Annotated in this window: 10 protein-coding genes; 1 reads left to right on the plus strand and 9 read right to left on the minus strand. The window is 54.4% G+C overall.

Features of this window, described 5'->3' with window-relative positions:
- Nucleotides 1-75 precede the first annotated feature (75 nt).
- Nucleotides 76-1,131, minus strand: coding sequence for a GGDEF domain-containing protein (locus tag MKX70_RS30120; RefSeq protein WP_336102494.1), 1,056 nt, complete (start codon nucleotides 1,129-1,131; stop codon nucleotides 76-78).
- 311 nt (nucleotides 1,132-1,442) lie between these two features.
- Here MKX70_RS30120 and MKX70_RS30125 point away from each other — a divergent pair, with 311 nt between their 5' ends.
- Complete coding sequence (locus MKX70_RS30125) at nucleotides 1,443-1,835, plus strand: cupredoxin domain-containing protein (protein ID WP_039308420.1); 393 nt, start codon at nucleotides 1,443-1,445, stop codon at nucleotides 1,833-1,835.
- Between the two features lie 117 nt (nucleotides 1,836-1,952).
- Here the strand turns inward: MKX70_RS30125 and MKX70_RS30130 are convergent, their stop codons facing one another.
- The 8 genes from MKX70_RS30130 to pheT all read right to left on the minus strand — a co-directional run bounded on the left by MKX70_RS30130 (nucleotide 1,953) and on the right by pheT (nucleotide 15,420).
- Nucleotides 1,953-3,146: a sugar ABC transporter permease gene (locus MKX70_RS30130; protein WP_076242628.1), complete on the minus strand. Its 1,194-nt coding sequence runs from the start codon at nucleotides 3,144-3,146 to the stop codon at nucleotides 1,953-1,955.
- 2 nt (nucleotides 3,147-3,148) lie between these two features.
- Nucleotides 3,149-4,660, minus strand: coding sequence for a xylose ABC transporter ATP-binding protein (locus tag MKX70_RS30135; RefSeq protein ID WP_340841441.1), 1,512 nt, complete (start codon nucleotides 4,658-4,660; stop codon nucleotides 3,149-3,151).
- Nucleotides 4,661-4,748: 88 nt separating this feature from the next.
- Nucleotides 4,749-5,804: a D-xylose ABC transporter substrate-binding protein gene (gene xylF / locus MKX70_RS30140; protein WP_340841717.1), complete on the minus strand. Its 1,056-nt coding sequence runs from the start codon at nucleotides 5,802-5,804 to the stop codon at nucleotides 4,749-4,751.
- 239 nt (nucleotides 5,805-6,043) lie between these two features.
- Nucleotides 6,044-7,624, minus strand: coding sequence for a helix-turn-helix domain-containing protein (locus MKX70_RS30145; protein ID WP_340841442.1), 1,581 nt, complete (start codon nucleotides 7,622-7,624; stop codon nucleotides 6,044-6,046).
- Nucleotides 7,625-7,653: 29 nt separating this feature from the next.
- The gene (locus tag MKX70_RS30150; RefSeq protein WP_340841443.1) at nucleotides 7,654-9,087 is read right to left on the minus strand and encodes a sensor histidine kinase; all 1,434 of its coding nucleotides are present in this window, start codon (nucleotides 9,085-9,087) and stop codon (nucleotides 7,654-7,656) included.
- Nucleotides 9,084-10,076, minus strand: a complete 993-nt coding sequence (locus MKX70_RS30155; protein ID WP_340841718.1) for a sugar-binding protein — start codon at nucleotides 10,074-10,076, stop codon at nucleotides 9,084-9,086. Before MKX70_RS30155 ends, MKX70_RS30150 begins: the two co-directional genes overlap by 4 nt.
- Before the next feature lie 531 nt (nucleotides 10,077-10,607).
- Nucleotides 10,608-12,773 carry a hypothetical protein gene (locus tag MKX70_RS30160; protein WP_445323727.1) on the minus strand — a complete coding sequence of 722 codons (2,166 nt, stop codon included), beginning with the start codon at nucleotides 12,771-12,773 and terminating at the stop codon, nucleotides 10,608-10,610.
- Nucleotides 12,774-12,975: 202 nt separating this feature from the next.
- Complete coding sequence (gene pheT, locus MKX70_RS30165) at nucleotides 12,976-15,420, minus strand: phenylalanine--tRNA ligase subunit beta (RefSeq protein ID WP_340789122.1); 2,445 nt, start codon at nucleotides 15,418-15,420, stop codon at nucleotides 12,976-12,978.
- Between the last annotated feature and the right edge of the window lie 146 nt (nucleotides 15,421-15,566).

Genomic DNA, 15,566 nt, shown 5'->3' on the forward strand with positions numbered 1-15,566 from the left:
AACGAAACCCCCAATCCCCGGATTATACCGGATACTGGGGGTTTTTTGTAATTAAAAAATTTTTATAACTAAAAATTACGCATAGGACACAACCGGATCATCGCCATGGGTGACAGCAGCCGTGACGACAGCATTTTTACCGCCCCGCTTGGCGCTGTACAGCGCTTCGTCCGTCTTGCGGAACAGCATTTCCTTGCCGTCCCCCAGCTGATAATCGCAGAATCCGATACTGACCGTAATCGGCTTGCCTCCGGCATACGGATGCTCCATAGCGGCTATACCTACCCGCATCTCCTCGACGGCAGCATAGGCTTCCTGAAAGCTTTTATCCGTAAAAATCACCGCGAACTCTTCCCCGCCGTATCTCGCCGCGAAATCATTCAGCCCGATCAGACCATTCACCTTTGCTGCCACCTCCTTAAGCACGAGATCGCCGACCCAGTGTCCGTACGTATCATTAACACGCTTGAAGTTGTCGATATCAAACAGCGCCAGCTGCAGCCTCAGCCCGTTGCTCTCGCACTGCTCCAGCAGGGAGTCCAGATATTCATGAAAGGTTTTGTGATTGTACAGGCCGGTAAGCGCATCGATCTTCAGCAGCTTGTCGGAAATCGCCCGTTCCACCATCAGCCCCTGCTCCGACTTGGTCAACTGTTCCAGATATTCGCGGGTCTCACGGGCCCTGACAATGACAGCCTGCGCCATCACGGCGAACACAATAAACACACATTCCACCATCAGAAATTCCAGCAGCGGTTTGTCCAGCAGCGGCTGCTCCAGCCCGAAATAAATCCCGCTATAGAATAGCGTGCTGAATACCCCGAGATAGTATAGCAGCCGCTGGTCGAAATAGATCAGGGCAATCATAATCGGCATCATAAGTGTCATCTGGGCACCGTCTACAAAAGGCTCCAGCACAAAATACATCAGATAAGAAACGATGAATCCGCAGATCACAACGGCCTGCTTATGATAATGCTGCATCTTACGCAGCCAAATCTCGGCGGAAGCCATAGCTATAATGATCATCAGATTACAGGCGATGAACAAGTGGCCCTTACTGGGGATGAGGATGGTCTTAGTCTCAGTGGAATGGGAGGACAGCATAAAAATAAATTGGGCTGCCAGCATACAGAGCACAATAATCCAGTATCCGGTTAATATTCTGCGGTGCCATTTCTCAGAACTTTGCGATTCGTGGGCTAAAATAATGTGGATCCCCTACTTCTAACCAAATAATATAAAAGTTAAAATTATAATAGCTTTAATTATAATAAATTTTAATTGTTTTTGCATCATATTTTTGCATTTTTCGACAAAGTTTGGAGTCAGCTTCCGGTCAAACAATTTCTCACAGATTATCCAAGACAACTATCAGGATTTGAGCTATGCTAATGTCATCTGTTATCACAATTCATCACGAACCTTTTAGGAGGATGCTTATGATCAGGAAGGCGGCTATTCTTTGTTCCATTGTATTTGCACTACTGCTTACGGCTTGCGGAGCCGGCGGGGGCAGCAGCAATTCTGACAGCGCTAACAGCCCGGCTGCTGACACCAATCTTACGGCGGAAGAAGAAATCGTCATTACAGCAACCAACTACAGCTTTGACCAGAAAGAATACCACTTGAAGAAGGGCGTACCTGTCAAAATCATCTTCAAAAACGAGAGCGGCAACCACGGCATTCTTGTGCCTGAGATGAAGCTGCGGCTGGATGCCAAAGATTCCTCCAAGGTGATTCTCCCCGAGGAGGCAGGAACCTTCGAGGTCACCTGCGCGATCATGTGCGGCTCCGGCCACAGCGGAATGAGCGCCAAGATTATCGTTGAATAGGCAGCTCTATACGCATAGCAAAAAAGCCGGCCAAGGACAACTGTGGGACTGACCCCATTGTCCTTGACCGGCTTTTTGGTTGTTCTGCTGAAAGTTGTTAACCGGCTGAAGCTGCCGTTACTTCACACCCTTGCTGCGATTGGAAATATCCAGCCAGACTGCAATGACCAGGATTGAGCCTTTGACGACATACTGCCAGAAGGATTCCAGTCCCATCAGCGACATTCCGTTATCCAGCGAGGTCATCACCAGCGCTCCGATAATGGCACCGATGACTGTGCCGGCTCCGCCCATCAGGGAAGTGCCGCCAATGACGCAAGCGGCGATAGCATCCATCTCAGCCATATTACCTGCAGTGATGGTGGCCGAGGCCAGGCGTGAGGTGAGCACGATGGCGGCGATCGAGCCCAGCAATCCGCTCAACACGAAGATCAGCATGGATTTGCGCTTGATGTTAATGCCGGAGAGGCGTGCCGCCTCAATATTGCCCCCTATTGCATAGATATGACGGCCGAAGGTGGTCTTAGTCGACAGGAAATAGAAGATGACTGCCAGGACAATTACGAAAATAATCGGGAATGGAATCCCCTTGTAATTATTCATCACGGCTACAAAAGCCACCACCAGCAGGGCAAGTCCGGCCACCTTGGCGATGTCCAGGCCCAGCGGGGCGATTTCGAAGCCGTATTTCCTGCGGGAACGGCGTTTATTGAACGCACTCCAGAGCAGCAGTCCTACTGCGATCACACCAAGGATGATCCCGAAGCCCGGGGCAAAATAAGCATTGCCGAGCAAGGCCAGCACCGGGTCGGATACCGGAATGGTCATCGACTCGGTCACGCCCATCAGCACCCCGCGGAACACCATCATTCCCCCGAGGGTGACAATGAAGGCGGGGATCATTTTATACGCCACCAGCCAGCCCTGAATCAGGCCCAGCACGGCACCTGCGGCCAGTGTGCCAAGAATGACTACAATAGCCGGCAGCTCCAGCCAGTTGCTGAGAATAGCTGCCATGCCGCCGGTCAGTCCGACGATGGAGCCGACAGACAGATCGATATGCCCTGCCACAATGACCAGCACCATGCCGATGGCCAGAATGGAGGTCACCGACATCTGCGTGAACAGATTGGACAGATTCCGCGAAGTCAGGAAGGTCGGATTCAGTACTCCGAACAGCACCCAGATCAGTATTAATGCACCCACCATCGTATAGGCACGCATATCCATTTTGCCGAACAAGCCGCGTAAGCGCGATCCTCCGGCTGCCGGAACCGCTTCAGGTTCCCTAAGCTCTTTTTGCAGCTGCATCTCTATCTACCTCCCGTAGCGGCCAGCATAATATTCTCCTGCGTCGCTTCCCGCCAATCATATTCCCGTACGAACTGTCCTTCACACATCACCAGAATCCGGTCGCTCATGCCCAGTACCTCCGGAAGCTCCGAGGAGATCATAATAATGGCAACGCCCTGCTCTACCAGCTGATTCATCAAATTATATATTTCGTACTTCGCCCCGACGTCGATGCCCCGGGTAGGTTCGTCCATAATCAGGATTTTGGGGTCTGACATCAGCCACTTGCCGATAACCACCTTCTGCTGGTTCCCCCCGGACAGTGTGCCTACCAGCGTTTCCAGCGAAGCTGTTTTCGTCTTCAGATCCTGCACGTACCGGTCTGCCCACTTAATTTCCTCATTCTCATTGATGACCCCCAGCCTTGCGACTTTGCCCAGTGTGGCTAAAGTGGTGTTACGTTTGACATCCATCCCCATGACCAGCCCCTGGCGTTTACGGTCTTCTGTAACCAGGGCAATCCCCGCCTTGATCGCCTCGGCTATGGAACGGATCTTAATGGCCTTGCCTTCAATCAGCACCGTTCCTTCGGCCCGGCCCCCATAGGCGCCGAAGAGGCTGCTGACAAGCTCCGTGCGTCCGGCGCCCATCAGCCCGGCAATACCCAGTATCTCACCTTGACGAAGGCTGAATTCAATATCGCGGAGCACCTTCTGCCGGCGCTTCTCCGGGTGCCATACATTATAATCTCTGACCTCAAGCACCTTCTCCCCAGGCGAATGCTCCACGCGCGGATAACGCTCCGTGAGTTCACGGCCAACCATTAGGGATACAATCTGGTCGTCATCTGTCTCACTGCGGTCAAGTGTAGCTACCGTCCGCCCGTCCCGCAGCACGGTGATGGAATCAGCCAGTGCGAACACTTCAGGCATTTTGTGTGAAATATAGACACAGGTTACCCCTTCGCGCCGCAGCTGGTTCAGAATGCCCATCAGGATAGACACCTCGCTCTCGGTCAGAGCTGCCGTCGGTTCATCCAGAATGAGAATCTTGGTATGCTTGGAGAGTGCCTTGGCGATCTCGACCAGCTGCTGCTGGCCGATGCCGAGATTGCCGATCTTCGTGTCCGGAGACAGATTCAGCCCGACCTTCTTCAGCCATAGCGAAGCCTGATGGTACAGCTCATTCCACTGGATCGCCCCCCGCTTCACCGGCTCTGCCCCCAGAAAGATATTCTCGCCGACCGTCATTTCCTTCACGAGTGCCAGCTCCTGGTGAATAATCGCGATACCGGCCTTCTCCGCATCCGTTATTCTATGAAAAGACTTTTTCTCCCCATTGATCAGGATTTCCCCGCCGTATGTCCCTGCAGGGTATAGTCCGCTCAATACCTTCATCAGCGTGGATTTACCAGCGCCGTTCTCGCCGCATAAGGCGTGAATCTCCCCTTGCCTGACCTTGAAGTTCACATGGTCCAGCGCCTTAACACCGGGGAATGTCTTGCTGATCTCTACCATTTCAAGTACATTCATGCCTTCCGCTCCTCCTTCCGGCCCTTAAACCTGCAAGCAGATGCGGTAACGCCACAGGCGCCGCATCTGCTTGACGGACAGGCCGCCCTTATTGTTTCGGCCACTGGTCCTTCGGAACGTTCTTGTAGACATCCTCAAGCTTGTGGAAGCCGTCCTTGATCAGTACGTCCAGGTTATCCTTATTGACCGCTAGCGGATCGAGCAGCACAGAAGGAACATCAATTTTACCGTTGTTAACTGATTTTTCAGTCGAAATACTTTCGCCTTTGGCAGCTGCTATTGCCATTTCCGCAGCTTTGGTTGCAATCGCGTTGATCGGCTTGTAGACCGTCATCAGCTGCGTGCCTTCAGCGATACGCTGTACCGCAGCAAGGTCAGCATCCTGGCCGGATACCGGTATTTTACCGGCCATGCCCTGAGCCGTGAGCGCCTGAATCGAACCGCCTGCAGTCCCGTCATTGGCTGCTACCACACCTTGAACATCATTATTGTTCGCGGTCAGCGCATTCTCCATATTTTTCAGCGCTTCTTCCGGCTTCCAATCCTTGGAGAACTGGTCGTAGACAATCTTAATGTCGCCCTTCTCTTCAAGCGGCTTCAGAATATTCATCGCCCCTTCTTTGAACATATGGGCGTTGTTATCGGTATCTGCACCGCCGATATAGACGATATTGCCTTTAGGGGCCTTATCTATGACCGCCTGAGCCTGGAACTCTCCGACACGCACGTTATCAAACGAAATATAATAGTCTACCTCAGCATTATTGATCAGGCGGTCATAGGCAATGACCTTGATGCCTTCCTTATGAGCCTTCTCTACGATCGGAGCCGTTGCTTCCGCGTTATGGGCAATAACCACAAGCACATCCACACCCTGGGAGATCAGCTGTTCCGCCTGGCTCAACTGGGTAGCATCATCACCGTTTGCAGCCAGCACCTTCACTTCACCGCCAAGCTCCTCCACTTTTGCCGTAAAGATATCCCGGTCCTTCTGCCAGCGTTCTTCCTTCAAGGTATCCATCGACATGCCGATGACAATTTTGTCTCCGTCCTTCGTAGCCCCGGTTGTCTCCTTCTTCTGATTATCACCGTTTGAGACTACTCCACAGCCCGCCATTGACGCTGCCAGCACTAACGCTGCCATCCCCAGTGAAATCGCTCTTCCGTATTTTCTCACTCTGCCCTACGCCCCTTTTCATTAGCCGCATATTTGATTGCGCTTACAAAAAAAAGTGTAGCATGGATCATCCTCCGCCGGAGCCGCTATTCCCAGCACTTTCTTGCTCTCCGCCTGCATTCCGTTATCCTCTCCTGTAATGTAATTCTTCCCGGCCGCTTTCATAGGATTATCCGGGGCAGGGGCACAAAAAAGTCCTTGCTCTATTAGCAAGGACCCTGCTTCTCATGCTGCTGCCGGAATTCGCTTGGCGTCATGCCGGCTGCTTTTTTGAAGACCCTGCTGAAATAATTCGGGTCCTTGTAGCCTACCTCGTAACAAATCTCCTTGAGGTTCAGCTGATCTCCGGTGATCAGGCGCTTCGCTTCGTTAATTCTTAGCCGTGTGACGTAATCAATGAAGGTTTCGCCCGCATGCTGCCGGAACAATTTGCTGAAATAATGCGGGCTTAAGTTCACATACTCAGCCGTCTGCTCCATGGAGATATCCTCTTTATATTTCTGGCTGATATAGAGCAGCGCCCGCTGATGGACATGGGAACGGTTATGCTCCTGTTCCTGCTCCAGATTGTGGATCAGCCGCTCCAGCCAGGTTTCTGCGCTCAGCCTGAGGGAGACAGGGTCCTCCGCCGCACTTAAGGAAGCGAGAATCTCCGCCCCCGCCACAGAATGAACCCCTCTGGCGAGGAACAGCAGGAGCCCGGTCACCTCTCCCCTTATCACAGGCAGCTGCCGCTCACCGCCCTGCTCGAAATAGGCATACAGCGTACCGAAACGCTCTAACGCTTCCTGCTTGCTCCGCTGCAGCAGGGCATCCAGCAGCCGCTTCTCCTCATCCAGGGATACGGCCGTCTGCCCCGAGCTCTGGATGATATCATCATAGTGGTGCACGCTGAAGGAATCATGGTGATCCGCACAGACACGGACCGCTTCCCGGTAGGATCGGCTAAGCCCGTCCCAGCCCTCGCGGATCGAGCCGATGCCTATGCTGACCGGCAGACCGAACCGCTGCTCCATCAGACTGCGGAGCCGCTCCCCCCAATCCATCGAGCTGACGCGCTGTGAGTAACCGGTCCGCCCCGGCGGCAAGGGGATAAACAACGCCAGCTGATGCCCGATTAGCGGCCCGGACAGACAGCCAAGCCCTGCTCTGGCAAACTGCTTGACCGCCTCATAGATCCCCCGCTTGCCCTGCTGGAACTCTTCCCAAGCTGCGCCTGAATGTCTGGGGAATGACAGCACCATCGCATAGCCTTTGGCCCACTGCAGCTCCAGCAGACCAGCGACTTGTTCCAGCTCCAGATCCTGCACATGCTCCAGCATGAGCATCATTGTCAGTTCGTTCTCGGCCAGCGGAAGCAGGTGGGCCAGCTTCTCCTGCAGCTCCAGCTGCTCATTCCTGCGCTGCTTCTCCTCCTGGATCACCGTCATCAGCTGCTTCAGTACATCCGCCACTTCGTCCCGTCTGGCCGGCTTCAGCAGATAATCACGCACTCCCAGCAGCAGCCCCTCCTTGGCATAGGAGAAGTAATCATGAGCGGTAATCATCACGATCTGCGCGGAAGGAAGCTTGGTGAGAATCTGCCGTACGGCCTCCAGTCCCTGAATGCCCGGCATCTTAATGTCCATGAAGATAATATCAGGCCGGTGCTCCTCCGCGAGCTGAATGGCCTTCCGTCCATTCTCGGCATGCAGAAATTCAAATCCATCCGGGAAAATATGGCGGATCATCAGCTCCAGCCCTTCCCGTTCCAGCGCCTCATCATCGGCGATCAGCAGTCTATACATCGTAATCTATCTCCTTTCTCACCTGCGGCTCAGGCAGACGGGCGGAAGGGTACTTTGAACAGCACCGCCGTCCCCTGCCCTTCACTGCTGTCAATCTCGATCAGCTGCTGCCCGTCAAAGAACAGATGCAGGCGTTTGAATACATTATGTGTCCCAAGTCCGGTGGACTGACCTTTACCGCTGAAATACGGGGCTTCTTCCTCGATTGATCCCATCAGCCTCGCTACAGTCTCCCGGTTCATGCCCACACCGTTATCGCTGATCTCAATCTCTACAAGTCCGCTGCGGTAGCGGATCGACAGTGACAACACCGCCCCTGCCTCCATTTGCTCCAGCCCGTGGACAAAAGCATTCTCGAAGATCGGCTGAAGAGTCAGGCAGGGAATCATTCCGCCGAGTGCCTGCTCATCAATATCCATCTCAAAAGAGATCCGGTCACGGAAGCGGGCCCGCTGAATGTTAATATACTCGTTCACATGCTCTACTTCCTCGCGTAGCGGGACGGCCTGGTCAAGCTTCTGCAGGTTATACCGGAGCAGGCGGGATACCGATACCGTCAGATCGCTGGTCCTTTCCGCTCCTTCCAGATACGCCAGCTTGGCGATGGAATTCAGCGTGTTGAACAGAAAATGCGGATTGATCTGGCTCTGCAGCATTTTCAGCTCCAGCTCTTTAACCAGCCGGTCCTTCTCAACGCTCTTGATATTCTCCTTCATGAGCTCCTGGATATTGTCGATCATTCCGTTAAAAGCCCGGCACAGGATGCTGATCTCATCGTTGTTGACACTCTCCGGCGCTTTCGTATCCATCCTCCCCTTGGAGATCTGCTTGGCGGTGGCCACGAGGCGGCGGATAGGTCCTGTGATGCTCTCGGACAGCCAGATCGCCATACAGATACTAAGCAGCGCTGCGGTAATTACCAGCAGACTTCCCAGCCGGTTCAGCTTGGCCGTCGTGGACATAATCTCCGCATAGATCGGCTTGTACTGGTCCAGTTCCAGGTCAACCAGCTCCTGGGCTTCCTCGCGGATGAACCGCTGTGTCTGCTCCGCCTCGATATAGGCACCGGCCAGTGTGTTGGAGTCCTGACCATCAATCTCTGTAATCATCTGCCCGGCCTGCTCCAGAAACGTATCAATGATATGACTGTAATTCATCAGCGGAAGGCCGCTTCCCCCGATGGTCGCCATTCCGTCCAGCTTCGCCCGCAGCTCCTGCACTGCTCGCAGATGCTTCTGCACCTCAGGGAAGCTGTCCGCGTCCACCTGCATAATGAAACGGTTCAGGGAGCGCATATTCTCCCCTACCTCATAGGATACTTCCTTGTACAGCATGATCCGGTTCATCATCAGATGGTAGCTCTCCTGCACGTTCTTTCCGCTCTCAAAAAGCACAAAAGAGACTGAGCTCATCAGCAGCACAAGCAGCGGAATACAGATGAGCAGCTTATGGCGGATACTCATAGGCTCTCTCCCTCCTGCACATTAGACTTGTCCAGCACCTTCACCCCGGTGAAGTATTTGGACTCCAGCTGCATTCCCTGAAAATGCTCATGGAGCAGCCGTACAGCCGTAGCCCCCATAAGATAAGGCTGCTGTGCCACGGTGCCTGTGATATCCCCGCGGCTGATGGCAGCAAGGGTCTCTGCCTGGTTATCGAAGCCAATGATCGTCATCGGAACACGCTTCAGGCTCTTGGAGGCCTGCAGTACTCCCAACGCATCCGTTGAGCTGGTACCGATCATCACATCAATCTCCGGATGAAGCCGCAGCATATCGGCTGCCTGCTGAATTGCCTCCATATGTGAGATGTTAGAGCTGCGGACATCCACAATTGCAAGACCGCTGTAATTTTTCACAATATTACTGAGGCCGTTCAGACGCTGAACCTGATTCTTAGCCAGCTCGCTGCCGATGATCACACCGATCTTCCCTTTACCGCCGGTCGTCTGAACCACCATCCGGCCCAGCGCCTCGCCTGCTGCAACATTGTCGGTCCCTACATAAGCCAGCCGCCTGCTCGCCGGAGCGTCGGTATCAATGGTGATTACCGGAATCCCCCGGTTCACGGCTTTATCAATTACGGGGGTGAACTTCTCGTCGTTCAGCCCCTGCACAATGATCGCATCCGCCTGTGCGGCAATCGCTTTTTCCAGCAGGCTGATCTGCTCCTCCATGTTATTGCGAACCGGGCCGGTGAACTCGATATCGATCCCATACTTTGCAGCAGCCTCCTTGGCGCCCTTCTCGACCATTTCCCAGTACGGATGGTACCGCTCTTGTTCGATCAGCACAATATGATAGCCCGAATTATCCCCGCTAGAGTGCCCGCTCAATTCATTGACAATACTGCCCATCCGGCCCGAATGATTGGCAAAGTCTATAAACAGATATGCCAGCAGCAGAAAAAGCACAATAACCCCCGCGCCGCTGACCCATTTTTTATCCATCATGTTCACCTCAATCAACATCCTACCCCGAGTTGTAAACGGTTGCAATATTTAATTTATGAATAACATATTATGTTAAACCTATAAATTCTGAATCATTAATTGCAAGAGTTGCCTATTCGCAGCCAAACCCACCAGATGGCGATTTAAGCGACACACCAGTGTTTGACTTATCTCCACATGCCTATTGCTAGAGTCAAAGGGGATTTATGATTTCCTCAGTCCCCTCTACCGTCCACCTCCGGCGGATTCAGGGGCACTTCTACCTCTACCCTCTCGGAGGCGCATTGTACTCGGTTATTCGCATACATTCGGCTCATCTACTCTACCTGCCTACCGCCCACTACTGGCGGATTCAGGGTACTTCGGCTCTTCATGCCCGCCCTTTGGTCCGCTTCCGAAGAAATCAAGGTTGCTTTGAATCACCTTATCATCCACTTCCGGTGGACCCGGTTGGACTTCCCCTACTAAGCAAAAGAGCCGTTCCAAGCAGTCTCCTGCTTAAAACAGCTCTTTCGTTAATGCATCCGCCATTCAACTGTCCTGTTCGATCAGTTGAATCCATTCATTATATTCACTCTGCAGCTTGGCATATTCCGCCTGCAGGCTGCGGTGCTCCTGGGAGAGCTTGTCCAGCTCACCCTGCTGCAGCTCGAACTGGGCCTGAACCAGACGGAGCTGGCCCTGGACGAGCTCGTAGCTCTCGCCGATCTCCCCAAGCTGCTGCACGGTCTCGCTGCGCGAGCGGCTCACAGATTCCGTCTGGGCTTCAGCGTCCCCGGCTTCCTGCTGCCAGATCTCAATCTCCTCACGCAGCTTCGCTTCCTGCTCGCTCCACTGCTGCTCGCGCTGCTTCAGCTCTTCGTGCTTCTGCTTCCATGAAGCTTCGTACTCCCTGGTCTCGCGGAGCGCTTCCTGCTGCTCCGCCGCCGCTGCGGCAGCTTCGCGGCCTGCCTCATACAGCTCTTCCAGACGCCGCGCAGCTTCCTCGCCTTCGGCTTCCAGCAGCTCATAACGTTCCTTCAGCTGTTCGCCATCCTGCAGAATTTCATCATACTGGGCGATCAGCTCTTCGTAGCGGCCGCGCAGCGCCGCCAGTTCCTTATGGGCTGCCTCTGCCGCTTCCTGGTGAAGGGCAGCTTCCTGCTCCGCCTCAGCACGAAGCTGGGCCTCCAGGTCAAGCTGCTGCACCATTCCATCCGCCTGTCCGCGGAGGGTCTCTACTTCACGCTGCAGCGCTGCCGATTTCTCGCCGGCTTCCAGAAGGTTCATCTCCAGCTCGCCGATATCCTCCATATGCTTGTTCGCAAGCTCCTGCCAGGAGCTTGCTTCGAGCGCGGTACGGTCAAATTCCGCCTGTGTCCGGCTTAGATTATCCGTCGTCTCCCGCAGAGATTTGCGCAGAGACGACGCTTCTTCCTGCGTCAGCTCATAACGCTGGCGTAACCCCTCCAGTTCATCATTCAGCAGACCGCTGAGCTCATTGGCAGTCTGCAGTTCTTCCAGCGCCGCACTTAGCTTGTCCGCTGTTTCCTGCAGCGCACTGTTAAGTCCCGCTGCTTCATCCTGCGCCTGCACGTAACGCTTGCGCACTTCCTCCAGCTCTGCGCTATGCTGCTGCCCCTGCTCTGCCGCAAGGCGCAGCTCTTCGCCAAGCTGCTCTTCCCGCTTCAGCACAGCTTCGTACTGCGCAAGCAGCGTCAGGCGCGCATCGCGCTCGCCCTTGAGCCCGGCTTCCGCCGCGCGCAGCCGGGACTGCAGCTGCCCGGTTCCGCCGCGCAGCTCAGCAAGCTGCTTCTCCAGCTCCTGAAGCTGCTGCTTGTGCCTGTGCTCCTGCGTCCCCTGGGATTGCCGCAGCTCCTTATTCTTGGCAAGCTCCTTCTCAAGCGCTTCGCGCTCTCCGCTGAGCTCACTGGTGAGCGTCGCCTTGGTATCGGCGAGCTCCTTGCTCAAGGTGGTACGGATCTCAACAATCTCACTGCCCATAGACTCCCGGGTCTGGATCAGCTCCTGCTCCAGACCTGCCAACGTCTCCGCTTTCTCCCGGGTCAGTGTCTCCCGGAGCTGCTCCAGCTCCTGCAGATGAGCAGCCTTCAGCTCTTCAAGCTGCTGCAGCCGTAACGCTTCAGCCGCTTCCAGCTCCTGTCTTGCAGCTTCGCGGCTTGCAGCCTGCTCTGCTTCGTAAGTCTCCCGCAGCGCTTTGAGCTCTGCTTCGCGCGCCTGCAGTGCATCTGTCAGCTGCCCGCGGCTGGAAGCAGCAGCCTGCTTTTCTTCCTCCAGCAGCTGTGCGTGCATCTGACGCTCCTGCTCCTGCAGGTCCAGATGCCTTGCGCGTTCTTCTTCCACGGCGGCAATCAGCCGTGCCGCTTCTTCCTTGGCGGCCGCTTCAAGCTTCTCGTATTCTTCCTGCCGTTCGCGCTGCGCCTCCTGAAGGCGTGACACCTCCACGCGCAGCTCGGTACGTTCACCGGTCAGCATATTCAATTCATTCTTGAAATCCTGAACCTGGATAGCCTGCTCTGCCATATGTACAGCTGCAAGCACCGCGATCCGCGGGGTATCCAGTCTGGAATGTGATTTGGATATTGCACGCATATGCTCATCGACATAACGGGCAACCTGCTTCATATATTCAGTGCTGCTTCCGACAAGTTTATAGGAAGTTCCGTATATCTCCACGGCGACACGAGTCCGGTCCATAGCCACAGTTGTGCCCTCCTTTGTATGTGTGCGGATTCTAAGCTGATTTCCTTACTGCTATTGTAGCGTTATTCCTTAACCTTTGGCAAAAAAACGTGTTCATTTCATAGATTTAAACCGGACTCTGTACTTCACAAGGGTACAGCAAAGCCGCAGCGAATCGGTTTCTAAATGGATTCGCTGCGGCTTTGCACAATTCCTGCTATTTTCTTAATTCTGCGCCAAAAGTTTGCTCCAGAGCAGAAACGACTCTGTCATGCACTTCCACAACCTCTTCATCGGTAAGTGTACGGTCCGTATGACGGTACAGCAGCGAGAGGGCTACGCTCTTCTTTCCAGCTTCCATTTTGCCGCCGGTGTAGACATCGAACACTTGCACATTCTGCAGCAGTGTTCCGCCATGTTCACGGATGGAAGCTATCAGGTGCCCTGCAGGAACCTCTGCGTCTACTACTACCGCAATATCCCGTTCCATCCCAGGGAAGCGGTGAAGCTCACTGTACTGTAATTGGGCGCGCGCCGCATCATAGAGCGGCTGCAGCAGCACTTCAGCTACATAAGTATCCTCCAGATCCATCTGTCGCTGAAGCTCCGGATGCAGCTGTCCGATGGTACCGATCTTATCACGGCCTTCAGCCTGCAGCAGGTAGACGGAAGCAGAGCGTCCCGGATGGTAGCCTTCAGGAGCATCCCCTTCATAGATTATGCGGTCCGTAAGGCCAAGATGGGCAAATACAGTTTCAAGCGCACCCTTAAGATCGAAGAAATCTACAGGCTCAGCCGCTACATTCCACTGCTTGGCAGCACGTGTGCCGCTCAGCAGCAGTCCAAGTACCGGCAGCTCGTTCGGCTGGCGGGTAAGCACTTCTTCATCGGTGAAGAAGACATTGCCGATTTCGAACAGCGCCAGATCGCCTTGACGGCGGTTAGTGTTATAGAGGGCAATGTCCAGCAGCTGCGGCAGCAGGCTGGTACGTAGCACGCTGCGTTCCTCACTCATCGGCATCGCCAGCTTCACGGAGAGCTTGCCGTCCGCAAGTGCCGGGAAGAGCTTGCTCTGTTCCGGCTGGATGAAGGAATACCCCATAACCTCCTGATACCCGCCAAGGGCCAGCAGGCGGCGGAGCTCACGGCGCAGGAACTGCTCTCTGGTGAGTGCCCCCGGTGTAGTAGTTCCTTCAATAAGGGTTGTCGGGATGTTGTCATATCCGTACAGGCGGGCAATCTCTTCAATGAGATCCACATCATAGCTGATGTCGCCGCGCCGCGTGGGAACCTGAACTTCGATGATTCCCTGGGCAGCATCACCGCACTTGAAGTGCAGACGGCCGAATAGGGTCTTCACTTCCAGCAAAGACAGCTCGGTACCCAGATATTGATTCAGCTTCTCCAGCGACAGGGTCAGTACTTTCTCCTCAGTAGAGACACTGCCTGCCTCAACAATACCTTCATGCACAGAGCCGCCGGCATAGCGGGCGATCAGGGCAGCCGCACGGTTAAGTGCAGGAATGACGGCATTCGGATCGACTTCCTTCTCGAAGCGCTGGGAAGCTTCAGAACGCAGACCCAGCTGACGCGAGGTCTTGCGTACAGTCCCGCCGTCGAATTTGGCGGATTCCAATACGATATTGACGGTATTTGCTGTAACCTCAGTCGATAATCCGCCCATAACGCCAGCCAGGCCGATAGCTCCTGACCCGTCAGCGATGACAAGCATCTGCGGCTCCAGCTTGCGCTCCTGGCCGTCAAGTGTTGTCAGCAGCTCACCTTCATGAGCGAACCGTACACCAATCGTTCCGCCTGCCAGCTGATCGCCGTCAAACGCATGCAGCGGCTGTCCGTATTCCAGCATTACGTAGTTGGTGATATCGACGATATTATTGATCGGGCGTACCCCGGCCGCCATCAAGCGGTTCTGAATCCAGAGCGGGGATGGAGCTGTCTTCACTCCGGCAATATAACGCACAGCATAATGGCTGCAGTATTCTTCATTTTCAATATTGACAGTGATGGAATCCGCTGCCCGTCCGCCTGCTTCCACAAGCTCTGCCGCCGGATCTGCCAGCTGCAGGTCACGGCCCAGAATTGCGCTCACTTCATAAGCAGCACCGATCATGCTCAGACAGTCGGAGCGGTTAGGCGTCAGGTCGAAATCCAGGATTTCATCGTTCAGGCCAAGCACCTTGAGGATATCCTGGCCGACTTCTATATTCTCAGGCAATACGAGAATACCTTCCTGCAGCTCTTTGGGCAGCAGCTTGTCGTTCAGCCCCAGCTCTTTGGCCGAGCAGATCATCCCCTGCGACAGCACGCCGCGCAGCTTAGCTTTCTTGATTTCCAGTCCGGGCAGCTTAGCGCCAACCAGTGCGACCGGAACCTTCTGTCCCGCTGCGACATTCTTGGCACCGCAGACAATCTGCAGATCCTCGCCCTGTCCGGCATCCACGATGCAGATGTTCAGCTTGTCGGCGTCCGGATGCTTCTCTTTGGATTTCACATAGCCGGTTACGATTCCGGAAATCCCTTTGTTACGGCGTTCAACTCCGTCAATCTCAATGCCGGCGGTAGTGATTTTGTCCGCAAGTTCATCAGCGGTCACCCCGTCCAGCGATATATAATCAGCCAGCCAGGCGGTTGATACTTTCATTTTCGCACACTTCCTTTTGTTTCAGATGTATTTATCTCTCCATGCCGGCCTATGCTTGGCGCGCGGGAGCGGATCTAAAACAAGCCACGATGCCAACTTCGTTCTATTAAAATTCCTGTAAAGCAGTGTTCCTACAGAGAATATTT

Source organism: Paenibacillus sp. FSL R7-0312, from assembly GCF_038004445.1.
Classification (GTDB): domain Bacteria; phylum Bacillota; class Bacilli; order Paenibacillales; family Paenibacillaceae; genus Paenibacillus_AQ.